This window comes from Nostoc sp. FACHB-892, assembly GCF_014698795.1.
Lineage (GTDB): Bacteria > Cyanobacteriota > Cyanobacteriia > Cyanobacteriales > Nostocaceae > Nostoc.
Genome location: NZ_JACJTR010000040.1, coordinates 14,600 through 35,530, shown reverse-complemented (window position 1 = coordinate 35,530; position 20,931 = coordinate 14,600). Strand labels below are relative to the sequence as shown.

Annotated in this window: 22 protein-coding genes and 2 pseudogenes; 13 read left to right on the top strand and 11 right to left on the bottom strand. The window is 42.2% G+C overall.

Annotated features, from left to right (window positions below; all coding sequences use genetic code 11):
- The first annotated feature begins 14 nt into the window (after positions 1-14).
- Both H6G96_RS31735 and H6G96_RS31730 read left to right on the top strand, forming a co-directional pair.
- The gene (locus tag H6G96_RS31735) at positions 15-1,280 is read left to right on the top strand and encodes an FAD-dependent oxidoreductase (RefSeq protein ID WP_190917033.1); all 1,266 of its coding nucleotides are present in this window, start codon (positions 15-17) and stop codon (positions 1,278-1,280) included.
- Positions 1,281-1,906: 626 nt separating this feature from the next.
- Complete coding sequence (locus tag H6G96_RS31730; RefSeq protein WP_094345289.1) at positions 1,907-2,107, top strand: hypothetical protein; 201 nt, start codon at positions 1,907-1,909, stop codon at positions 2,105-2,107.
- A 255-nt stretch (positions 2,108-2,362) separates the two neighbouring features.
- Here H6G96_RS31730 and H6G96_RS31725 read toward each other — a convergent pair whose 3' ends face one another.
- Entirely contained in the window at positions 2,363-2,863 is a 501-nt protein-coding gene (locus H6G96_RS31725; RefSeq protein WP_190917031.1) for a thermonuclease family protein, read from the bottom strand.
- A gap of 52 nt (positions 2,864-2,915) precedes the next feature.
- Here H6G96_RS31725 and H6G96_RS40830 point away from each other — a divergent pair, with 52 nt between their 5' ends.
- Positions 2,916-3,263, top strand: a complete 348-nt coding sequence (locus H6G96_RS40830) for a thermonuclease family protein (RefSeq protein WP_242063474.1) — start codon at positions 2,916-2,918, stop codon at positions 3,261-3,263.
- Between the two features lie 258 nt (positions 3,264-3,521).
- On the opposite strand, the gene H6G96_RS31715 is transcribed toward H6G96_RS40830, so the two are convergent.
- The 6 genes and pseudogenes from H6G96_RS31715 to H6G96_RS31690 all read right to left on the bottom strand — a co-directional run bounded on the left by H6G96_RS31715 (position 3,522) and on the right by H6G96_RS31690 (position 8,353).
- Positions 3,522-4,265, bottom strand: coding sequence for a DevA family ABC transporter ATP-binding protein (locus H6G96_RS31715; protein ID WP_190917030.1), 744 nt, complete (start codon positions 4,263-4,265; stop codon positions 3,522-3,524).
- Between the two features lie 29 nt (positions 4,266-4,294).
- Positions 4,295-4,960, bottom strand: coding sequence for a GAP family protein (locus H6G96_RS31710; RefSeq protein WP_190917027.1), 666 nt, complete (start codon positions 4,958-4,960; stop codon positions 4,295-4,297).
- Positions 4,961-4,980: 20 nt separating this feature from the next.
- Positions 4,981-6,147: an ABC transporter permease DevC gene (gene devC / locus H6G96_RS31705; RefSeq protein WP_190917025.1), complete on the bottom strand. Its 1,167-nt coding sequence runs from the start codon at positions 6,145-6,147 to the stop codon at positions 4,981-4,983.
- An 18-nt stretch (positions 6,148-6,165) separates the two neighbouring features.
- Positions 6,166-6,354, bottom strand: a pseudogene (locus H6G96_RS31700) (response regulator transcription factor); the annotation flags it as partial.
- 90 nt (positions 6,355-6,444) lie between these two features.
- The gene (locus H6G96_RS31695; RefSeq protein ID WP_190917021.1) at positions 6,445-7,617 is read right to left on the bottom strand and encodes an ABC exporter membrane fusion protein; all 1,173 of its coding nucleotides are present in this window, start codon (positions 7,615-7,617) and stop codon (positions 6,445-6,447) included.
- Between the two features lie 70 nt (positions 7,618-7,687).
- Positions 7,688-8,353 carry a TMEM175 family protein gene (locus H6G96_RS31690; protein WP_190917019.1) on the bottom strand — a complete coding sequence of 222 codons (666 nt, stop codon included), beginning with the start codon at positions 8,351-8,353 and terminating at the stop codon, positions 7,688-7,690.
- 475 nt (positions 8,354-8,828) lie between these two features.
- On the opposite strand from H6G96_RS31690, the gene H6G96_RS31685 reads away from it, so the two are divergent.
- Positions 8,829-9,710 (top strand): sensor histidine kinase, encoded by an 882-nt coding sequence (locus H6G96_RS31685; protein ID WP_242063473.1) that lies wholly within the window; start codon positions 8,829-8,831, stop codon positions 9,708-9,710.
- Entirely contained in the window at positions 9,688-10,329 is a 642-nt protein-coding gene (locus tag H6G96_RS31680; protein ID WP_190737914.1) for a response regulator transcription factor, read from the top strand. The genes H6G96_RS31685 and H6G96_RS31680 overlap by 23 nt, the downstream gene beginning before the upstream one ends.
- Before the next feature lie 55 nt (positions 10,330-10,384).
- On the opposite strand, the gene H6G96_RS31675 is transcribed toward H6G96_RS31680, so the two are convergent.
- Both H6G96_RS31675 and H6G96_RS31670 read right to left on the bottom strand, forming a co-directional pair.
- A complete protein-coding gene (locus H6G96_RS31675) occupies positions 10,385-11,842 on the bottom strand; it encodes a phosphotransferase (protein ID WP_242063472.1) in 1,458 nt (485 codons plus the stop codon).
- 431 nt (positions 11,843-12,273) lie between these two features.
- Positions 12,274-13,164 carry a hypothetical protein gene (locus H6G96_RS31670; protein ID WP_190917015.1) on the bottom strand — a complete coding sequence of 297 codons (891 nt, stop codon included), beginning with the start codon at positions 13,162-13,164 and terminating at the stop codon, positions 12,274-12,276.
- Between the two features lie 574 nt (positions 13,165-13,738).
- Between H6G96_RS31670 and H6G96_RS31665 the strand changes: the two genes are divergently transcribed.
- Complete coding sequence (locus tag H6G96_RS31665) at positions 13,739-14,047, top strand: HNH endonuclease (RefSeq protein ID WP_190917013.1); 309 nt, start codon at positions 13,739-13,741, stop codon at positions 14,045-14,047.
- Between the two features lie 67 nt (positions 14,048-14,114).
- Positions 14,115-14,450 (top strand): annotated as a pseudogene (locus H6G96_RS31660) (glycerol acyltransferase); the annotation flags it as partial.
- Positions 14,451-14,607: 157 nt separating this feature from the next.
- Here H6G96_RS31660 and H6G96_RS31655 read toward each other — a convergent pair.
- Positions 14,608-14,985 (bottom strand): VOC family protein, encoded by a 378-nt coding sequence (locus tag H6G96_RS31655; protein ID WP_190917011.1) that lies wholly within the window; start codon positions 14,983-14,985, stop codon positions 14,608-14,610.
- Positions 14,986-15,328: 343 nt separating this feature from the next.
- On the opposite strand from H6G96_RS31655, the gene H6G96_RS31650 reads away from it, so the two are divergent.
- Positions 15,329-15,835, top strand: coding sequence for a hypothetical protein (locus H6G96_RS31650; protein WP_190917009.1), 507 nt, complete (start codon positions 15,329-15,331; stop codon positions 15,833-15,835).
- Positions 15,836-15,855: 20 nt separating this feature from the next.
- Here the strand turns inward: H6G96_RS31650 and H6G96_RS31645 are convergent, their stop codons facing one another.
- Entirely contained in the window at positions 15,856-16,044 is a 189-nt protein-coding gene (locus tag H6G96_RS31645) for a hypothetical protein (RefSeq protein WP_185582443.1), read from the bottom strand.
- A 278-nt stretch (positions 16,045-16,322) separates the two neighbouring features.
- Here H6G96_RS31645 and H6G96_RS31640 point away from each other — a divergent pair, with 278 nt between their 5' ends.
- The 5 genes from H6G96_RS31640 to H6G96_RS41730 all read left to right on the top strand — a co-directional run bounded on the left by H6G96_RS31640 (position 16,323) and on the right by H6G96_RS41730 (position 20,886).
- A complete protein-coding gene (locus tag H6G96_RS31640; RefSeq protein ID WP_190917007.1) occupies positions 16,323-16,598 on the top strand; it encodes an HU family DNA-binding protein in 276 nt (91 codons plus the stop codon).
- 330 nt (positions 16,599-16,928) lie between these two features.
- A complete protein-coding gene (locus H6G96_RS31635; RefSeq protein WP_242063471.1) occupies positions 16,929-17,978 on the top strand; it encodes a fatty acid desaturase in 1,050 nt (349 codons plus the stop codon).
- Positions 17,979-18,287: 309 nt separating this feature from the next.
- Positions 18,288-19,109: an ATP-binding protein gene (locus tag H6G96_RS31630; RefSeq protein WP_242063470.1), complete on the top strand. Its 822-nt coding sequence runs from the start codon at positions 18,288-18,290 to the stop codon at positions 19,107-19,109.
- Between the two features lie 607 nt (positions 19,110-19,716).
- Positions 19,717-19,977: a hypothetical protein gene (locus H6G96_RS31625; protein ID WP_190917004.1), complete on the top strand. Its 261-nt coding sequence runs from the start codon at positions 19,717-19,719 to the stop codon at positions 19,975-19,977.
- Between the two features lie 714 nt (positions 19,978-20,691).
- On the top strand, positions 20,692-20,886 hold the full coding sequence (locus tag H6G96_RS41730; protein WP_242063469.1) for a hypothetical protein: 195 nt from the start codon (positions 20,692-20,694) through the stop codon (positions 20,884-20,886).
- Positions 20,887-20,931 lie beyond the last annotated feature (45 nt).

Here is a 20,931-nt window from a genome sequence, read left to right as displayed (position 1 = left end):
GATAATCACAACCTATGAGCAAACGAGTAATTGTAGTTGGGGCTGGGTTGGCAGGGCTTACAGCTGCTTATGAACTGGTTCGTGCTGGGTTTGATGTGCAAGTGTTTGAAGCCCGCGAACGAGTTGGAGGGCGAGTCCAAACAGTCTTTTTTGGAGCAGAACAGCATGGCGAATTGGGTGCAGAGTTCGTCGATGATAAACATACAGCATTGATATCTTATGCCAGTCAATTCAACCTCATGCTTGAGCCTGCCTTTAAGTATCCAGATGACCTGTGCTATTACATTGATGGTAATTTCTTTACTCAAAAAACGCTCTTGTCTCAACAGCAAGATTCTTTAAATGATGTATATCAGAAGTTAGACCAATTATTAGAACAGCTTGCCGATCCTGCCCAAACATTAGCCCAGTGGCTGGCTGCACAACATTCCATTGATCCCTTTGCCTGCAAAGTTGTTCGTCAGCAATCCTATGGAATGTATGCTGCCGATCCGGAGGCGATTGGAGTTGGCTTTTTTGCTTACAGTGGAACTTCGGGCGATCGCAATTTGCGAATTCGAGGTGGCAGTAGTCAACTTGCAATGTCATTTGCTCACTTTTTGGGCGATTGCATCCATCTTAATACCCCAGTTGTGCGGATTGGGCAGCAAGAACAAACTGTTGCCGTGAGTTTAAAAACGGTTCAGGGACAGGTTGAAGTATTTGCCGACTGGATTGTTGTCACAATTCCCTGGAGTGTTTTGCGCCATTTGTCTATTGAAGTTCCGCTTACAGAGGCACAACGAGAGGCGATCACTCACTTGCCCTATGGGATATCGGTTAAGACTTTACTTCAGTACTCCAACCGTTTCTGGCAGCAATCCAGTTGGGGGTTAGTCGTGGCAGAAACACCTTATCAAACGGTCTGGGAATCTACTCTAACTCAGACAGGTGAAGCGGGAATTCTTGCTTGTACAAGCAGTGGGACACCTAGCCGAAATGTTGTTGGACACTCCGTTGAGTTAGCACGACAAACAGTATCCACGCTTAAGCCAAATGCTCCCAAAGCGCTTGCAACTGCAACTCATGACTGGAGTGCTGATCCTTGGTCACAGGGATCTTACTGCTATTTCGTTCCTAGAGACTTGAAAAGCTGGCGCTCTGATTTACCGTACTCTTCCGGAGGAGTCATTTTTGCAGGAGAACATACCGCTCCCGTTGAATATTGTGGCTATATGGAGGGAGCAATTCGCAGTGGACAACGAGCAGCAAAGCAAATTTTAGCTTTCGCTATGACATGAAACGCAGATTTTTCACACTTTTTTACAGATTATTACGGCAAACATTTTAAAGCCAAGGAATGTACGCTTAAATCAAAATTCTTGCGATGGCTGAGTTTTAGTCAACGGATTACAGATTGCCGATAGCGTAGCCTAAAGCCTGCGGCATGGCTTCTCTACGAGACGCTACCGCGAACGCTTAGAGCGACGTAGGAGCGCCTTGTCGATTGTAGATTGACTCCTGCCTGAAAGACACGAGCTTGAGAATTAAGATTGTAGATTGTAGATTTATTGTTGATATTAGAGGGTAAATTGTAGATTTTCGAGTGAACGAATCGCACCCCCTGCTTGAAAGCTAGGGGCTTGTGTAATATTCCAATCCGCAAGGGATCAATCTGCAATCTGCATTCTCCCCTATTCGGTCATCACTCACAAGTATTGTCTCCACATGAGAGATTATTCCTAACGATTCACTTCTGGAAATAGGTCTAGCTGATTTGGTTCCAAGGGTATTATGGGGAGGGAGCGTGCCGACTAGCTGATTATCCAAGAGAACTGACAATTAAGAGCATTTGCTTTTGGTGTCGCCAGAATAACGAAAGTGGTAGAGTTAAAAGCGATCGCTACGCTAAAAATGTTTTTAAAATATGGCTGACCAAAAAGATAAAGCTCAAGAAAAAAACCGCCTTGAACAGCTTCAAGATGAACAGGGCAACACGGATTCTAAACACTCAGGTGGTGCTGGCGCTTCTGGCGGCAATTCAGGTGCAGGTAAATCTGGTACATCAAAAATTTCTGCCACTGGTACACCTGATGATATCGAAAAAATTGATCAGGATCAGGAGTAAAGCTAACTCCGACGAGTCAAGGTTTAACTGGATCGTCTCTGATTAGTAACTCAACTCAACAATGGTGGATTGAATACCTTATTATTCAGTCCACATAAGCTTTCGCAATATGATCATCAGAAGGCTGCCAAAGAATTATGCCTTACTAACAATTGTGCGAAACTTCGCTACACCTAAGTATTGTAAAGGTTGCCAAGTTTCGTAATATTCCTAGTAGCCAGAATTGTTGTTCAGAGTTCAGAGTGAGTTTATACTCTAGTTTCCTCTCCGGCGACTGGCCCTGTAATTCCACGGCATGATTGGATTATTCTGATTCCAAAAGCCTAACCTTTTTTGCTTTGCTTGTGCTTCAGCTTTTAGATACTCGTCTTTGGTAACAGCGCAGTTATCTAAATACTGAGTGTAAACAACTGCTCGCCCTTCCCGTACCATTTGCAGATTTACCGACTGATTCCCTAAGAATAATTCGCCTACAAGACGACCATATCGGTCGCGCTCGATTTGCCTGACCTGCACCGCCTGACCTTTGGGTAACAACTGGCGCAAACGTTGTGTAGCAGATGGGCCATAAGGTTTTTGTGTTTTTTCAGGAGCGTCAATACACCCCAATCTTACCGTTTCAGGCTTTCCATTAATGGCAATACGTACAGTGTCGCCGTCCCCTACACTAATAACTTGAGGTAACTGATTTTGCGCTATAGCTACGCTAGGAGCGAGAGCAATTATACAAGCAAACAATAGTTTGGTAATTTTCACGATTATAAAAATAAGGTATTCTAATATACATTAGAATAAAAGTTTTTATCTTGTGTTCCCGCAAAACAGGAAAAGCGATGCCTGGGGCGGTAAACTACGCACCCCAAGCACTACTAATTCTGCTGAAAACACCGCCAAACAACAGCGTCTAGCATTTTGGAGCCAGTCTAATCCTGTAATGCCTTGGGACTTCCGCCACAAAGCTGCTCAACGGGCAACTTCAGTGCCAACTCAAGGACAGCAACAGAATAACTGCGACCCTGCTTACCCGGACTTTTGCATTCCAAAGAATTCACCAGACTTAAATTGCCGAGATATCAGCCAACGAAAATTTAAAGTACTGCCCCCAAATCCTCATGGTTTTGACCGAGATGGAGATGGGATTGGGTGCGAAAAATAACTACGACGAAACACAGCTTTTAGTTAGGCAGTAAAAATTTTTCATCAAAATCAAGATTGTGAAATTGGCTCCGAACCGAATGGCACTAAGAAAAGCGCAAATGTATTATTTACAGGGGTTTCATCACTTTGGAAAAACGGAGGCTAATAAAGCAGCGATCGCAAACTGAGGTGGCAGATTATTCTGATTCCCGACCTTAAAACTATTAGTTTTCTAAACCCCTTACCAGGCAATTATTTCAGCCTTTTTTAGTGCAATTCAGTTAGGGTTCATGATCGTAGTCTCTGGGTTAGCCGCTAAACGACCATCTTCCATGTAGACAATGCGATCGGCGATGTCCAAAATGCGGTTGTCGTGTGTGACTAATAAGATGGTGCAACTCTGCCCTTTGGCAAGTTTTTGCATAATTTCTACAGCATCACGCCCAGATTTCTTATCTAGAGCAGCTGTCGGTTCATCGGCTAACACGATCTTGGGTTGACTCACTAAGGCACGGGCGATCGCAACGCGCTGTTTTTGCCCGCCCGATAGGCTATCGGCATAATAGTCTATCCGTTGTTGCAGCCCTACTGCTTCTAGCATGGCAACACTCGTGCCATCAACGTCGCGATCGAACATTTCCTCATGCAGTTCTAGAGACATCCGCACATTTTGTTTAGCCGTCAGAAAGGTCAATAGATTGTGTGCCTGAAAAATATAGCCAATGTTGCGACGAAGGTGAGTCAACTGTTGTTTGCTGGCATTATGTAATTCTTGACCCAGAAGCTTGAGGCTGCCTTCTTGAGCCGATCGCAAACCGCCCATCAGCGTTAGCAGCGTTGTTTTGCCAGAGCCAGAGGGACCCGTCATAATAATGATTTCGCCTGCATAAATATCTAAATTGATGTCAAATAAGGCTTGTTTTCGGAGTTCGCCACTGCCAAAGTAGTGATTAAGCTGCCGAGCCGAAATAACTGGTGCTGCTGTTGAGTGAGATTGATCGGACTGCCAAGTTTGAATCATTGCCTTTGTACTTATATGTGTGTAAACGATCAAAAAATTGGACGACCTAGAGCAAAAGCAATACAGTCTACGATCAGGAGGATACCTAATCCCATTAATAGAACTCGCAATATTTTGTGTCCCCATTTCTGCACTGATCGATTAATTGCCTGGATCAGATTAAGACTATGTTCGCCCAGGCAGATATAGAGTCCTAAGAGAGCAATGAGCGGGAAAACAAAGATCACGTTGTAGATTGCCAGAACACCCATTGTGGTGAAGAGATCAAACTGCGATCGCACAATGCGCTCGATCGCTGCTAAGTAAGGTAGTGCAGTTGGGAAATCCCAAAGCGTTGCAGCACTGCCAAAGAAAAAAGTTTGAGCGATCGTTAATTGAGCAGGGCGTTTAGCTTCTTGGGAATCAGCAGCATTTTTAAGGTTCCAACCCACCAAGAGTAGAACGATGCCAATGATCAGTTGCAACGTGTACATCAGTGAAGGTGGCAAACCTGGTAAATTGATGGTCAACTGACTTGCTCCAAGCACCACCGCTAATCCTGCTGTCCAATAAGTGATAAATACTCCCGCAATAAATGAAACTGAGCGAGGCACTGGCTTAGGAGTACTGAGCAGATACATTTGGACTGCTGTAGTAGTGGGGTTGAGGCTGTCTAGTGCTGCGATCGCAACAAGATAAGCAAGTAAGGATGGCATCTGATTACACCAGGTAAAAACTAGAAAATATCAGCCGGATCAGCAGATTGCAATTTTCGCATCGCGATTCCTCCTGATGCGGCACACATTACAATCGTCAAGGTCAACACAAGCACTGCGCGGCTGACTGTCATGCCGATCGGCAGAAAGGTCGCAGCAGCAGCAGCAGAATACAGCCCGATCGAAATGACAAACCCTGGGATGAATCCTAAAACAGCCATAATCAGCGCTTCCTGGATGAGTACACCAATCAAGTAACCGTCGCTATATCCCATTGCTTTCAACGTGGCATATTCTGGCAAATGGTCTGATACATCGGAATAGAGAATTTGATAAACGATAATGGTGCCAACGATAAAACCAATGATTGCGCCAAACCCAAACAAAATCCCGATCGGACTGGTGGTTTCCCAGTATTTCTTTTCGTGTTCAACAAACTCTTCATGCGTCAGGATCAGCACATTTTCAAGCTCCGATTGTATCGCAGCCTTAAATTGCTTAACATCGGTGCCCGGTTTCAACTGGATGGCTCCAATATCAATTTCATCGGGCTTACGGGCTGGAAAGAGCCGAAGGAAAGTTGAATGACTAGTAATTACATTCCCATTGGCAGCGAATGATGCTCCCATGACAAACGTTCCAACTACCTTGACTTGAAAGTTATTAAATTGAATTGGCACTGAGCCAGACTGCTGAAGTTCTTCAACTACATTGCCAAAAAACTGTTCCGCACCGGCACGATCGTAGAGCATTCGGTTCAGCAACTTCAATTCATTCTGGTGTGCTTGTACGTCTGGTAGCGTGATAGCTGAGTTATTAGGATTAATAGCAAATACCATTGTGGGCTGATTCGTTCGGGTTTGAGCATTTCGCCACTCGCCCTGACCAATGTAGAGATAGTTAATCGATTCAACTTCTTTAGCTCCTGCCGCCTGATATAGTTGCTTTCTGGGAAAGCTTCTGACCACATTTAGGCTCTCAAACAACGGGTTAATCAGGAATAGATCCCCTTGCAGCGAGGTGTAGGGTTTTACGACAGACTCAAACAGAGCATCGAGCAATCCCAGTTGAAAAAACATCAGAATATCGGCGAAGGCAATCCCCGCTAAAGCCACTGCAAGACGGGTTTTTTCTCGTTTTAGCTGAAACCATGCCAGCGGTGTTTTACGGAATAGGTTACGCAACATAGATCACTTTTCCCCACTTTATACCAGACCACGACGGAGGGCAAAAACAACCGCTTGAACGCGGTTATCAACTCCAAATTTGTTAAGGATACTTCTGACATGCGTTTTGACAGTATTGGGACTGAGATACAACACACCAGCAATTTCAGGGTTACTTTGTCCTTCAACCATTAATTTAAGAACTTCCATTTCACAGTCTGAAAGGTTCTTTAACTGTGTTGTATACAATAACTGCACGTATTTTCCTCGGTTAAAGTATGAATCAACTGATTGGTTATCGGCGAGAATATGAACGCTTTAGGGTTGGATAGCGACCTGTACCTGTAAATTAGTCAGCCCTGAAACCTGATCGCTGTCGGCTGCATTCAAACGAATTCGGACTTTAACCACCCGCTGATCCAGGTTCTCGCCCGGTTGATTATTGAAGATCTCCTGCTGGCTCACTTGCAGCCCAATTTCTTCGACTATGCCGCGCAATTCTCCAGAAAATGGTTCACCTGTAATCAATGTCTGTTGCCCGATGCGAATTTTCTTGATGTCACTTTGATAAACTTCAGCAACCACTCGCATTTGGCGGGTTTGCCCCAGATCGGCAATGCCTTTTTCATTAACCACTTCTCCCGCCTTGGCATAGATTTCCAAAATTTGTCCTGCTTGGGGCGATCGCACCTCTGCTTGTCTCAAATCTGCTTTTGCTCGTTGAGCAACGGCGATCGCTTGCTCCACTTTTGCCTGTGCCGTCTGCACATCTACTGGACGCACTTCAGCAATGCGATCGAGGTTTGCCCTAGCGGACTCAATCTGCGCTTGCAACGTATCAGTCGTCCGGCTTTGATTTGCTTTGCCTTCATTGAACTGTGCTTGCGCTTTTTGGAAAGCTAATTGCTTCTGGTCAAACTGAGATGCAGAAATTGCTCCCTCCTGATAGAGCGATTGATAGCGATTGTATTCAGAGCGGGCATTATTAACCTCAGCCTCTAAACTCGCTAAGGTTGCTTGTTGTTGCCGAGTTTCACCTGCTAATTCCGCTTGCAAACGTCCAATCTCTGCTTGTTGTGCCTCAACTTCACCCAATTTTGCTCCGGCTCTAACCTGGGCAAGCTCTGCTTGGGCAACGGCAACTTGTTGTTCGCCTTCTAGGAGAGCGCCTTGTAACCGATCGCGACTGTCTAGAATCGCAATTACTTGATTAGCTTGGACTCGATCACCTCGTTTGACGAGGAGTTGGGCAACGCGATCGTTACTGAGCGTGGCTGGAACTGACACTTTTGTCACCTCAGTTTCAGGTTCCAACCGCCCCAGCGCCACAATAGACTGAATCGTTGGGGTAGTCTGAGTGTTCTCTGCTGGTTTCTCTACAACAAATTGCGAAATGCCATAGTAAGCAATTCCTGCTGTAATGGTAGATGCAACAACGATCAACGCAAGCATCCAGCGATTAGATGATTTCGACAATAACTGTAAATTCATGATGGTCATGCAGGCGGTAGCGGAGACGATGAAATTTGAAATGGCAAATTAAGCAACAAGCTTGAGGCAATTACTCAACCAATTGATTTGAAACTGGCATTACATTAGACCTAGAAGTTTGCCTGAGAGCTTTATTCAGAACTAGGGAGACAACTGGAATTAACAACCAGACTAGATCTGAAAAGTCTGGACTAACCAGCGCGACTGGAATTGATATTAAGGCACAAACAGGTTCAATTAGTGCTTTCACTTGCATCGATCGAATGATTTGAATATCTAAATCTTCACCCACTAACCGATTTTGGTGAGTTGCATAGATCCAGCTTGTAAACGAGAGCAATCCAATGAGAAAAATATTGGTGTTAAACCAAATCTTGGCAAAAGGATTACTGGATAGCCTAAAAACAAGATCATTCGAGAACGGAATCACTAATAAACACATCAAGTACAAGGTATAGATAAATAAGTGAGTTTCATTAGTCCGTTTGAAGTAACTAAACTGCTGAGTGTGGTTAATCCAATAAAAGGCAACCAGAATAAAAGCAATGATGTAGATGCCAAGGGACTTAAGTTGTCCAGTCAGAAATTGGTTTACTTCCAAATTTGACAGCAATTGAACAGTTTCTGGCAGTTTAAATCCCATGAAGGTAATTGCCATCGCCAGGGCAAAGACACAATCACTCAGCCTTGCTAAATGGTGAATGGCAGTTTGATAATTTGAGTGGTCTGGCTGCATGGCTGGTTGGATAATTCATCTACAGACCATCTAAATCCATCCACAGCGTTTCTGATACCTATAGCTATCATTGAAACGGATGACACTTGTCATGTCTAACCTTGATAGGTGTCATACCTAGATTGGCAGGCGATCGCGCAAACTAGAGAGAACAGGATGGTTAATCTATTCAATGAATCTAGATGCTGGCTCTTCTCCATCACTCCGTCGGGCACTGCGCTTTGGCGAATGGCTCCTGCTACTCATGACAATCTTGATTTATGTGCTTGATGAAGCCTCCACACCTGAGCTAATCGTCAAATGTGTCGCGTTTAGCACGCTATTTTTCTGTCTCAGCTTTATCTTACCGCTCGATCGCCCGCTTTGGCAGCGCCGCACTTATATTGCGCTGGAAGTCGGGTTAACGGGCGTTGCGATTGCGTCTGGCATCGAACTTAGCTTTGTACTTTATCTACTACTGATCAAGGCGTGTTTCTTGTTGAGTCGCCGCGAAGTTATTTTGACCAATATTATGGGTGGAGTGGTCTGGTTGACTAGTTTTGCCTGGCTATATCCGTCACTAATTCAACGAAAACTCCCAGAGTTTGATAGTGTCACTTTGCAGTCTAATTTGTACATCACACTGCTGCATGCATTGCTGTATTATGCCAGTGCCAGTATTTTTGTCGTTTTGCTTGGCTTTGTCATCGTGGCAGAACGCGAAAGCCGCCAGCAGGCAGAAGCATTGTCCCAAGAAGTAGAAGTGTTAGGTGCCAAACTAGAACGTTTGCGGATTGCGCGTGAAATTCATGATTCCTTAGGGCACACTCTCACCTCATTGGGAGTACAATTGGAAGTTGCTCAGAAATTGCGCTATCGTGATTTAGCCAAGTCCTTTCACTCGGTAGACAATGCCGCCTTATTAGCAAGCCAATGCCTTGAAGATGTGCGGCAACTGGTACAGACGATGCGCTGGCAGTCCGGCTTCAATCTAAATGAAGCACTACGTGAGCAAGTTGAGCAGATGCGCCAGCAGGGCATTGTCACTCAGATTGATTTAAGAAGCCTACCTGCCCTCTCCCTGCAATCGAGTTATCAGCTTTACTGCATATTGAAAGAAGGCTTGATTAACATTCAGAAACACGCCTTGGCGACTCAGGTGAAGTTACGGGGAGTGGTTGACTCAGGCACGATCGTGGTGACGCTCCAAGATAATGGTCAAGGGTTTGACTTGGAGCAACCATTGACTGGGTGGGGTCTGCAAGGTATGCGGGAGCGAGCAGAACTTCTGAGCGGAACCCTTAAAATTAGTACAGGTTCCGACCAGGGAACACAAATCAAAATCCTTATCCCCTATGATCCGAGTGCTCGTCGTTGATGATCAATCCTTCTTTCGAGAGGGGTTAGCCGCATTATTGTCCTTAGAGGCAGACATCGAAGTGATCGGGCAGGCACCCGATGGAAGAGTGGCGATCGACCTGACCAGAAAGCTTCAGCCTGATGTCATTCTGATGGATATTCGGATGCCCAACTGTGATGGGGTAACAGCAACTCGTGAAATTCTCCGCAGCTACCCGTGGAGCCGCATTCTCGTGCTAACCACGTTTGACGAAGACGAATATGTGTGGGAATTGTTGCAAGCGGGGGCAATCGGGTATCTGCTTAAGAACACGCCTTCTGGGCAGGTTGCGGATGCTATCCGCACGATTCACAAAGGACATAGCCAACTCGGACCGACGATCGCAGCCAAAGTTTTTGCCCAACTGCAACCACCTGTTAGCGCTGCCCCAGTTAATTTAATGCTGAGTGAACGAGAGTTGGCTGTCTTGAAGCTGCTGGGTCAAGGCAAAACGAACCGTGAAATTGCTAAAACCTTGCACATCACTGAGGGGACGGTCAGAAATTACATTAGCCGGATTCTCAGCGAGTTAAACGTGAGCGATCGCACGCAAGCCGCACTCTGGGCACGCGAAAATTTAGACCCGCGATCGCCTTAGCTGATGCATCTGTCTTTTACTCTGGTAAGTTCAGCCAAGTTTAAGCCTATATTCATTATTTTTCAACCAGTTCAATTGTGCATTTTAAAAGCTCTCGCAGAAAATGGGGCAAAGCATTACTCAACTCTTGTTTTGCCCTTGGTTCTAGACAAGCGACAATATGCTGATATGAAACTGCATGATGTAAAGCACATAAAGGTTTGGTTAATGTCCAAGCTTCTAGTAAACGTGACATTGGTTCATAAGCTGTCCATTGGGCTAAATATTCCTCTTGTAAATCCTTCATGGCTGATGAAAAAGGTTTATCTGGACGCGGAAAAAATAACTCAAACATATCAAAGAAAGGATGAGAAATACAGCTATCAGTCCAATCAAAAAGGAGGTAGCTATCTTTATAAAAAGCAACATTACCTAAATGTAAATCACTGTGAATTAATGTCTGCGGTATTTGATAGCTAGTTAGTTGAGAGCATAGGTTTTCCAGATAGGGAGCAAAGGTTTGTAGCTGTTTGATTTCGTCTGCTTGTAATTGAGATAGAGCAATTTCATCATTAAACAAAACATCGATATGAGTTGCTAGCCAATTCAAACGTCGGTCTAAACATCCTATACTTAGTAAATTATCTATATGCTGAACTGATTTGATTTGTATTTGAGCGAGTAGACGATAAATATCTTTTTGCAATTTTATGGGTGTATTCCTATCAATAGGTTCTCCAAAATCAGCTAACAACATCCAGTGACGCTGAGTATCGACGCTAAGAACATTAGGGATATGTGCGGGAAATAAATTCGCTAATTCTGCTGTCACTACTGGTTCGTTACAAAAAAGAGGTAATTTAGAAGATTCCTTCAAATAAATATTTCCTACGCTTGTATTAACTCTTAATACACAAGAAATCCCGCAACTCCTTATACATTCTACGGGGGAAAGGCGATGATAGTTTAATTTTAATAATTGTTCGTCAATCCATTGAACTGCCGATTGAAGCCAACCTTCTCTAGCCCAAGGTGGACGCAGTTCCGGAATATCACCGCTCTCAATTTCTGTTAAATATGTTTCGAGAACTGATTTATGTTCGGGAAATTTTAAGGATTGATTTCTCAAAATTTCCAAATCAATCCAATCACCTTCTTTAAATTTCGCAACAGAAGCATCCCGCTCTAGTACATATATATAGCAAATTTGACGCTTCAATTTATCGTAATCCTGGCTGGCATAATATAAAATGTTGACCGAAAATCCAAGTTCTGGCTCTATTTCTGACTTAATAGTTATAAAATTCGCATAATCTATACTTTTATTTACACGAACATGAGGTAGAAAATAACTACCCCGTTCGGACAGCATTAAAATCTTAGCTTCAGTGGGATGAGGTAGAATTACATACAGATAAGATTCCCATTTAGGCTGAAAAAATTTAGCGATCGCCTGATTAACAAATAACAATATGCCTTGCAAAGGTGAAGTTTTGATGCCTACTTGTATCATCTTGCTGAAAAGGTTTATCATCTCAGATTTCCTCAATGAAAAATTAACAGATTTAACAAGAACAGCCCTTCCATACTAGCGTTGGGGAGTAAGATTCAAACTCTCTCTTCTTTTAGAAGAGAGGTCAAAGTGTATTGCATACAAAGGAGAACTGTTATAAGAGACAATTAATGTTGTCCCCAGTTTATCCATAGTAAATACCGTCGTATAATATTATTCACCTCAAGTTTCGTGCTTTACGCAAAAAACGAATAATCTTGAAGTTGCCATTACAAACTTTAGAGGTCAGCATCAGTCAGCGCATCACAGACGGCAACTGTGATTTTGAGCTTCTTCCTTGGTGGGACGCAGGACATAGTTTCTGGTGATGAGGTGCTGGATAAGAAAATCTGGGGATAGAATTCGTAAGATTTGAGAGAAAGTCGCACATGGCGTAATCTATGAATATTTTCCTAGAAAGCGCAGAAATAGATTGCGTTCTCATCAACTTTCTGCATTTTGCCCTTCACAGATGCAACGACGCTGTAACCTTGACCTTCATAACTAGGTTGCCAAAATACAATCATGGATGCTGATTTAGCGTTAGCCTGAAAAGCGCCAATTGGAAAAGGTATTCCTGGCGTACCGTCAAATTTAGGAAATTTAACAGGCTCAGGGTCGCCACCTTGCATATATGACTTTTTCTCCACTGCATTGTAAGCTATCCGAGAATTGATTAATATACTTAAGCGCACTTGATCTTTACTTTGTTTTTGCATCACAACAGTTGCTCCCCCAGCCTTCCAAGCGCGTGCAACTGATGGTTTGCGTTTGTTTACAGGTAATACGCTCGTAGGAACTTCAGATAAATTCAACGCTTGCAAAGTAAACGATTTTGCTTCTTTGGCTAAGTTCGCGGGTAAAAGCCAAACAGGCCCCAGGGCAAAACGTTTAGCTGCGGTAAACGTTGCCATTTTTGTTTTATTATTATCACAACCAAAAAGTTCTTCTTGAGAACGACGAAATTTTACCTGTTGTTTGATTCCTCCAGCGATACCAACTAAAGATGTACCGGGTTTGACTTGCTCCCATGCATCTGAGAAAAGTGCAACCTGGGCATCCGCATTCACAGGCAGCAAAGGCGAAAATGGTACATTTTTGTTTGCTGTAGTTGCAAAACCTAACCATCCTGTCATTGCTGACTGTGGTGGTGTGGTACTGTTTGCTTGGGCTACTGAGGTTTGTGGTTGATTAGCGCTCGCCTGTAAAGCTTGATTTTTGGCAAAGGATTTATACAAAACTGAAGCGCCAGACATTAATCCTACTAATCCGCAGATAACAAATAGCTTGAGTTTTTTTTGCATTGATTCTGAAACATTGTATTGTTCAATTTTTATACTAAGCAGTCGTCATAAATTGATTTTTTCTGGCTACGTTGTAGTCAGCCACAAACTGCTTCTCTTGCAGCTATCAACTTGCTAGCTATAAATAATGCAAAAAATTACATAACTTTATAAACTGGTGAAAGCTGTGAAAGGCATAGCAGTAATCACAATAAGAAACCACAATCTTAACCGCAGTCAACTACCTACACTCCACAACAGCAAGGGCATCGGGTGTGAAAGCTAGAAGAATGAATGGCACGCTTGTAAAGCGTAAATCCCTGGTATTCCTGGATGAAAGAGTGTGGCGTTGCAGGTTCAGGTGTGGGAAATTAAAAAGATTTTGTAGTATGCGCTATACTTGTATTCAATTGTCTTAAACACTACACCCTACTTTGCCCTGGCGAGGTTTCACATGAATCTTCGTGCCATTCCTAGAAAAATATCTGTATTCATCGACAAAAGATTCTTGTAGGAACAATACTTTTAACTTAGTCGATTTTAAGATAAGCTTTGTTGATTGATAAGTGACTATAGATTGTAAAAACACGTCGTCATGAGTCAGGGTGTATATCCAGACAATTGGAAAGAAATTGCGACAGCGCTAAAAGCTTTGTGTGATTGGCGTTGTACTAAATGTGGTAAGGTCTGCTTACGTCCTGGGGAAAAACCACCTGATTGGACAAAATCCCAGCGCAAAGCTCATACACTTCAGGTACATCACTGGAATTGTGACCCTGGTGACAATCGACTGGAGAACTTGGCTTGCCTGTGTAGTGGCTGTCACCTTTACTACCATCGATTTGGACGCGGGAATATTTCTCCTGGACAGTTGTCACTGTTTACCGAAAAGAAAGTTAGCTAAAATTTGACCGATTGCAGATGTGAGCGCTCACGCTTTTTGAGCATTGTTAATTTTCATTGTTGCTAGAAATGTAGGCGCTCATGATACGTTGATTGTTTTATGTGATTGCTATGCAAAAGTCAAACAACTACATGAGTTAGGATTGCCGTGGCTTTATCAAATAGACCCAGGAATTTTCCCAATTTATTTAGGTTTACCTTGGGGCTTGTCTATTGGGCCTCTACCTAATATTCCTCTACCTGTGCAGATTCATACTCGTGTATGTCGTCCAATTACTTTTGAAAGATATGGTCAAGATGCAGCTAAGGATCGTAATTATGTGAATGATTGTTATGAATTAGTTCATAACCAAATGCAAGAAGAGCTAAATCAATTGGTTATAGATACTCAAAAATCCCCATAGAATCAAAAAATTTCAAAAAAATCGGAGAAAAATATGTAAACAATTTGGGAAAACCTTATTGATGGAAACTGCATAAAAACAAGCTTTAACAACAGTTACATCAGTGATATAGCAATCCTATCGCTGGCTAATTCCCCGATTTAGCTGCACATTCAGGTTAAGACTGCGGATTTTGCCGAAGCCCTAACAAATTTCCGTCAATATCCTTGAAGGTAGATAATTGTACTCCGTGACCGACATCTGTAATTGGCCCAACTGAGACTCCTTTTTCAGTCAAGCTTTGACTAGCAGTAACTATATCATTGACAACAAAGGTATTAACGGTATTACCTGGTTCAACTGAGTCACTCAAGTTCAATCCGATTGCAAAGCGTGGAATATCAGGAAAACTAAATTGTCTCCAGCTAGGTGTGTCATATTTTTCTTGAGGAACTAATCCAAGCTTGGACTTGTACCACTCGGCACTAGCTTCAAGATTAGTAACGTCTAGTTTAGTGACGAAACTATATTCACCAAAAGTGTTTTTCAATGTCATATTCTACTGTGCTAATCCAGAAGTTTCGTAATATAACTATTATAAGCTTTTTAGCGTATAACTTCATACAGCTTCTTAAATGTCGGAGTTTACCAGTTGTAGCTCTGCTGTTCATATAAAAGCAGGTGAAGCGTGGGTTAGAATTGAAGTAATGGCAACTTGATTGATTTGAAGTTAGATTAAAGAATAGAGGGTAAAAGTTGCTCACAGGGCAAAGTTTAATAATTGGGTCATTGATAAGTTGTTTATACAGCATTTGTGATCAGGCGATAAAAGTACTGTATGCAAACAATTTAACCCCAAAATAGCGATGTAGAGTTTAATATTTACAGGTGTTAAAAGTATGGCTAAGGTAACAATTTCCATTGGGTTAACTGATGCAGAAATCAAAGCTTTATCGGCAATGCAGATTTCCGAGAATGAGTCATTAAATCATACAGCAACAAGATTGCTCCAGGGAATCTTGGGACAGTCAAAAGCTGGGCTGGCGTTATCTAATGGTGATGAGATTAAGGAAATAGTTAAGCAGGAAGTAAATGCTTCTTCTGCGTCTACACCCAATGGTGAAGAGATAAAACAGGTGATTAGGCAGGAATTAGCCGAAGCGATCGCTCAGATTAAGGGTTTAATAGAAAAGTGTTCAACTGAAGTTGCCCTACCAAAGCAAGAGGCTATTTCTGTTGAGCAGCAAGTCCTACCAGATTATTCAGCAATACGCGAAAATATCCTTTCCCAATTGAAAACAGGTAAGCAGTCAGCAGCCAAGGCAATCGATGCTTTTATTGAGGAATTAGGTGCTGTCAAGAAGGAACAACAACCAGCAATAGTGGAATTAGATGTAGCGAGTTAGGATTTTTGTGCTGGCGACTATTAACCAGTCAACTTAATCACGCCTTGGCTGACTAAATGTTCCAGCTGAGAATGATGCTGTGTTTGCTCCCGTAGCAACTTGAGTTGCTCGTAAGTGAGAATATGTAATCCAGGACGGACAACATAACCTTCAATGGTAATGCTTTGCGGTTGCTGGCTATCGGTGCGGTTGTAGGAAATCGAAGGCATATTTGCATTATGTAAGTTAGAACTGATAGTAGAAGAAAGTTTAATTCTTCACTCTCTTACAGCTTCACACAAGTTCCTCTTAAAAGGTGATTATAGAATCAGTCAAGCTCTCTTAGAACTCAACTGGCTTTATCCCTGAATTCAAAGTCGCCACAGGAGTAGCCGTGCATTGTTAATTTTCGTATGCTGCTTGATTGTTAGTCGTTTTCCCCCTATCCTCACAAAAGATAGTAGTGGTAAAGTAAATTTCCAATACTGGCAATACTTCAGGGTGATTTATGAACAAAGGCGAATTAGTGGATGCTGTAGCAGCGAAGGTCAACGTCACAAAAAAGCAAGCTGATGAAGTAATCAGTGCTTTTTTGTCAGTTGTGACCGAAGCTGTAGCCAATGGGGATAAGGTAACGCTGATTGGGTTTGGGTCATTTGAGCGACGTGAACGCTCCGAGCGCGAGGGGCGTAATCCCAAAACCAATGAGCCAATGACCATTCCAGCTACCAAAGTTCCTGGATTTTCTCCAGGTAAGCTGTTCAAAGAAAAAGTAGCACCATAGATTAATTGCTAGTGGTAAACCAATCTAACTACTGCTCCGGTAGCAATCGCAGTTCTCAAGACAGCGTGGGGCAACGGTAGAGGGAACGTGAGTGTGGAATTGCAGATGTTACAGAGGCGATCGCTGCGTCACCCTCTGACTTCTTGATATCCGAAATAGATTATTTACTCTCAAGCAGCTGTAGTCATCCCTAAAATTTGCATCACATTTTTGTGGGAAGACGGGTATTTACTACTGGTGAGTATTACCTATAGTTATTGAGAGATGGCGATAAGCTAATAGTAACTTAGATAACTAATTTAGGTGAGGTGGGTAATGGGTGATTGCGCCATGACAGTAAATAGTATCACTCAGGATTTACAGCAAGTTACAGCCGACTTACACCAAGTTAATCCGAAAGCCGGGTTGCTACGTTTTAGTATATTAGGTTCGATATTTCTGGGTTTAGTTATACTAGCTTGGTCAGCGCCAAATAGTATTTTATTTGTGGCAGCAACAATGCTGTCCGGAGTTTTTTATAGCTTTTGGTTGATTTGTACCCATGATATGACACATCAAACATTAACAGGCTGGAAGTGGTTTGATAGTATCATACCTCGGTTGATGAGTTGGCCAATGCTATGGCCTTACAGTATCTATGCAGAAATACACCGCTTGCATCATGGCTGGAATGGCATTGACTTGCGAGATCCAGAACGAATCCAATGGACTTTTGAAGAATACCAGCAAGCACAGCCGATAATACGTTGGTATATAAGTCATCAGTGGCTTTTTGATATTTTGATTTTAGGAGGAATCGGGCTAATTATCAAAAGCTTTATTAAAGGTATACGCTTGCAAAAATTAGTTTCTAGTATGCGAAGACAAGTACTGCTGGATGCTACAGGTATTATGTTTGTGCATAGCGTTCTGTTAATGCTGGCAATGTTTCAAGGAGAAATACTACGCTACATTTTATTTTGGTTAATCTTAGAACGGATAATTGGCATCGTAGTGCAGACACGGGATCACTTGGAACACTACGGGCTGTGGGGAAAATTTACCACTCACCAGTTAACGCAGCTTTATGCCTGTCGTAATATTGAAACTAGCTCTCTAGTAGGCTGGTTAATGGGTGGACTAAATTATCATGCAGTGCATCACACTTTTCCTAATATTCCCTTTAACCAACTGCCGTCAGCATTTGAGCGAATTCAAAAGGTGCTAGAGAAGCATAATTTGCCACTAATGAAAGCGGAACCAGGTTATCTCCAATCTACATACTGGTTAAGTCGTCATCCATCATTAATTGGGGAAGTTGACTTTTCCAATGCCACAAATCGCCATCGGATGATTCCACTTGTAGCAGGAAGCACAAAGATAGTAGCGACGGAAATCTAATCTTGCTTATCAGGATGATGGGATCTGCGGTTTTGTTATGCCAACGTTGATTTTGTTGAGGGTGTATGAAAGTTTTTATCTAGCGTGGCAAAACTTACTAGAGAAGAGTGGAAATCCTGTAATCTTGACCTTGTAGGGAAATAATGGTGCAAAAACTTGGCAAGAAAAAGCTAGAGCGGCAAAACTAACTTGAGAGGTGAAACGAAAGGCTTAATTGCGTTTGCGCGAAAGTAAATCAAAAACGATTTTTCTAGGTTTCCAAAATATCTCTAGCAAGTTTTACCACACTAGGATATTACGATTCGCTGTATGCTTGATCCGTGCGCTAGTTCTGTTTGTGGAGATGCTAGTCGTTTACAACAAGTAGTGTGGAATCTACTGATTAATGCAATTAAATATACACCTTCTAGGGGACGGATAGAGGTTTGCTTGGAAGCTGTGGGTACGGAGGCGCTTCTCCAGGTCAAAGATACGGGGAATGGTATCAAAGCTGACTTCTTGCCCTACATTTTTGAGCGTTTCCGTCAGGCAGATGCAAGTACAACCCGAAGCTATGGGGGACTAGGCTTAGGGCTAGCAATTGTCCGGCATTTAGTGGAAATGCATGGGGGAACAGTAGAGGCCAATAGTCCAGGGCTTGGGCTGGGAGCAACCTTTAGTGTGCGCTTACCTATTATGAGCATCTCTTCTATTTCTAACGGTGCAGAATCAATTTCTGGAAATGATGAGAATCAAATTTCACTCAACGGTTTACGAGTATTAGTTGTTGATGATCAAGCTGATGGACGTGAGCTTGTTGCTTTTATCTTGGAGCAACATGGTGCTTTGGTGAGTGAAGCAGCATCAGTAGCCCAAGCATTGTCAGCGTTAGAGTTGGGAATGCCACACATACTGATTTCGGATCTTGGTATGGCAGAGGAGGATGGCTACAGCTTTATTCGTAAAATCAGGGCTTTACCAGTAGAAAAAGGGGGTAAAATGCCAGCGATCGCCTTGAGTGCTTATGCCAAAGAAGAAGACCGAAGGCGGGCACTGCTGACAGGCTTTCAAATGTATTTGTCCAAGCCATTTGATCCACTGGAGTTAATAGTCATGGTAGCAAATTTGTCAGGTCGTTTTCAGCAGATTTAACCCTTGAATTCATTTTTGTTAATTGTGCTTTGAATCATAACTTAAGGTGCGATTCGTTCAGCCGAAACAGGGTTTATGTCACTTAAAAGATAAAGTGACCGTTTTTAAAGGATAAAGTGGCCGCAGAACAAAACCTCTAACAGAAGCGTATTTGAAAGAATGGAATGCGTTAGCGTTCGCGCAGCGTTCCGCAGGAAGCGATCGTCTATGTAGTTTTACTTATTAATTATTAAATATGAAATTACTGATTTTAGAAAAACTACTGAGCCATTTAGCAAGTAACTAGGTTTAAGCTGTTTGTTAAAAACGGACGGCAATAATAACTCTATTGAAATGGCATTAGCGATGTTAAGCTAGTGTCTAAATTATTTAATTTAAACATTTCATCAAAGAAAAGTAATTTAAGCACTATAGGTTATAAACCTGGTGCTGTTTAGTTTTTAGCAAAAATGCACACGATATTAGCGAGGTTTTACAATGACACTTGGAAAGATTTCGCAATAACTTTATTTAACGAGCTTGCCGTCAGGTCAGCCATTTGGCTAAGGAGATAGTTGAAACTGGGTTGACATTATTGGTGAAAACTTATTAGTAAGGAGGTTAAGTCATGAATCAGTTCCATGAGGAAGACAAAAATAAATTCCTTTTGCCTCGTGGTCGCTACTACGGACAAGTTAAACCAGAAAACTTAGTGTTCAATGCTAACTTGCAAGAATTTGCTCAAAAAGTTGGCATGATCACTAGTTTAGAAACCAATGGTAAGCTTGAGCCAGAAGATGCTTATCAGCAAATTAAGGAACTTTGGAAACAGTTAAAGCGCAGTAAAAAGGAACTGGGAATTGGTGAGGAGCCATCGGCAACAGCTTGAAGTTATTCTAATTTCGGGGTAATCACCTCAAATTCATTGCGCTTGAGTGACACTAGAATATTTTCCTGATCTGAATCTACTTGAATAAGCCAGTGTATGCTTGATTGACCCTCTGAGTGTGGCTCTTGACCACAAACAACCCCAACTTTTCCAGTTACATAGAAAATCCCTTTCCCTTTTCCCACAAATGCCAAGAAGTCTCTTGTGTAGTGCAGCTTTAAAAGTTTTTCGTTCTTTTTGCGTAAATTATAAAACTTTAGTTGAAGAATATTACATACCAAACGAATTATATGTAAAGCAGGCGACAGTAATAAAAATACTAAAAAAGAGAGAAAATCTTTAATTTACCTACGTATAGTAGTAAGACTAAAAACATTTAACCTGATTAAATTAAATTCATAACCCTCTAATACTCGGATTTGTCATCGATGCTCAAAGCCTTTGCTTGAGCAGAGGAGCAAGGGAGCAGAGGAGAATTTTTGTATAAATTCTTTTCCCTCTGCCCTTCTACCCCTTCCCTCAAGCTTGTGCAAAATGCGGGTAATAGGGCCAGGCCAGTCAATCCGCTAGTTATCTAGATAGCTGAGGAGGGCAATTTCTTATGTCCGACAAGATTATAGATATAGATATCTTCGCACCAAAGCAGGACGAAAAAAATTCTTTGTTTAACTATAAATGATTAAATAGCAGTTTAGCCTTCATTTAAAGATAAAAATGGAAAAGGAAATCAAACGAAATAATACTAATAAGCTGATTTTAGTTTGTGATGATATTGCTGATAACTGCTTTTTCCTTCAAACTATTTTAGAAATGGAGGGTTATGAAGTTGAAACTGTCGATTTGGGAGCAGCAGCACTTACTTTTCTGGAATCTAAAATTTATTCCGATTTTGCTGGTGACAAGTTTTGATGAAGATGATGCTGATAAAGCTCTTGATATAAAGATAGATGGGTT

Bases quoted from the DNA above. Each gene is read 5' to 3' on its own strand.
- H6G96_RS31640 (WP_190917007.1), top strand. From the start codon at position 16,323: ATGAACAAAGGCGAATTAGTGGATGCTGTAGCAGCGAAGGTCAACGTC.
- H6G96_RS41730 (WP_242063469.1), top strand. From the start codon at position 20,692: ATGGAAAAGGAAATCAAACGAAATAATACTAATAAGCTGATTTTAGTT.
- H6G96_RS31665 (WP_190917013.1), top strand. From the start codon at position 13,739: ATGAGTCAGGGTGTATATCCAGACAATTGGAAAGAAATTGCGACAGCG.
- H6G96_RS31635 (WP_242063471.1), top strand. From the start codon at position 16,929: ATGACAGTAAATAGTATCACTCAGGATTTACAGCAAGTTACAGCCGAC.
- H6G96_RS31650 (WP_190917009.1), top strand. From the start codon at position 15,329: ATGGCTAAGGTAACAATTTCCATTGGGTTAACTGATGCAGAAATCAAA.
- H6G96_RS31680 (WP_190737914.1), top strand. From the start codon at position 9,688: ATGATCCGAGTGCTCGTCGTTGATGATCAATCCTTCTTTCGAGAGGGG.
- devC (WP_190917025.1), bottom strand. From the start codon at position 6,147: ATGTTGCGTAACCTATTCCGTAAAACACCGCTGGCATGGTTTCAGCTA.
- H6G96_RS31710 (WP_190917027.1), bottom strand. From the start codon at position 4,960: ATGCCATCCTTACTTGCTTATCTTGTTGCGATCGCAGCACTAGACAGC.
- H6G96_RS31715 (WP_190917030.1), bottom strand. From the start codon at position 4,265: ATGATTCAAACTTGGCAGTCCGATCAATCTCACTCAACAGCAGCACCA.
- H6G96_RS31690 (WP_190917019.1), bottom strand. From the start codon at position 8,353: ATGCAGCCAGACCACTCAAATTATCAAACTGCCATTCACCATTTAGCA.
- H6G96_RS31630 (WP_242063470.1), top strand. From the start codon at position 18,288: ATGCTTGATCCGTGCGCTAGTTCTGTTTGTGGAGATGCTAGTCGTTTA.
- H6G96_RS31735 (WP_190917033.1), top strand. From the start codon at position 15: ATGAGCAAACGAGTAATTGTAGTTGGGGCTGGGTTGGCAGGGCTTACA.
- H6G96_RS31730 (WP_094345289.1), top strand. From the start codon at position 1,907: ATGGCTGACCAAAAAGATAAAGCTCAAGAAAAAAACCGCCTTGAACAG.
- H6G96_RS31645 (WP_185582443.1), bottom strand. From the start codon at position 16,044: ATGCCTTCGATTTCCTACAACCGCACCGATAGCCAGCAACCGCAAAGC.
- H6G96_RS31670 (WP_190917015.1), bottom strand. From the start codon at position 13,164: ATGCAAAAAAAACTCAAGCTATTTGTTATCTGCGGATTAGTAGGATTA.
- H6G96_RS31625 (WP_190917004.1), top strand. From the start codon at position 19,717: ATGAATCAGTTCCATGAGGAAGACAAAAATAAATTCCTTTTGCCTCGT.
- H6G96_RS31655 (WP_190917011.1), bottom strand. From the start codon at position 14,985: ATGACATTGAAAAACACTTTTGGTGAATATAGTTTCGTCACTAAACTA.
- H6G96_RS31675 (WP_242063472.1), bottom strand. From the start codon at position 11,842: ATGATAAACCTTTTCAGCAAGATGATACAAGTAGGCATCAAAACTTCA.
- H6G96_RS31695 (WP_190917021.1), bottom strand. From the start codon at position 7,617: ATGAATTTACAGTTATTGTCGAAATCATCTAATCGCTGGATGCTTGCG.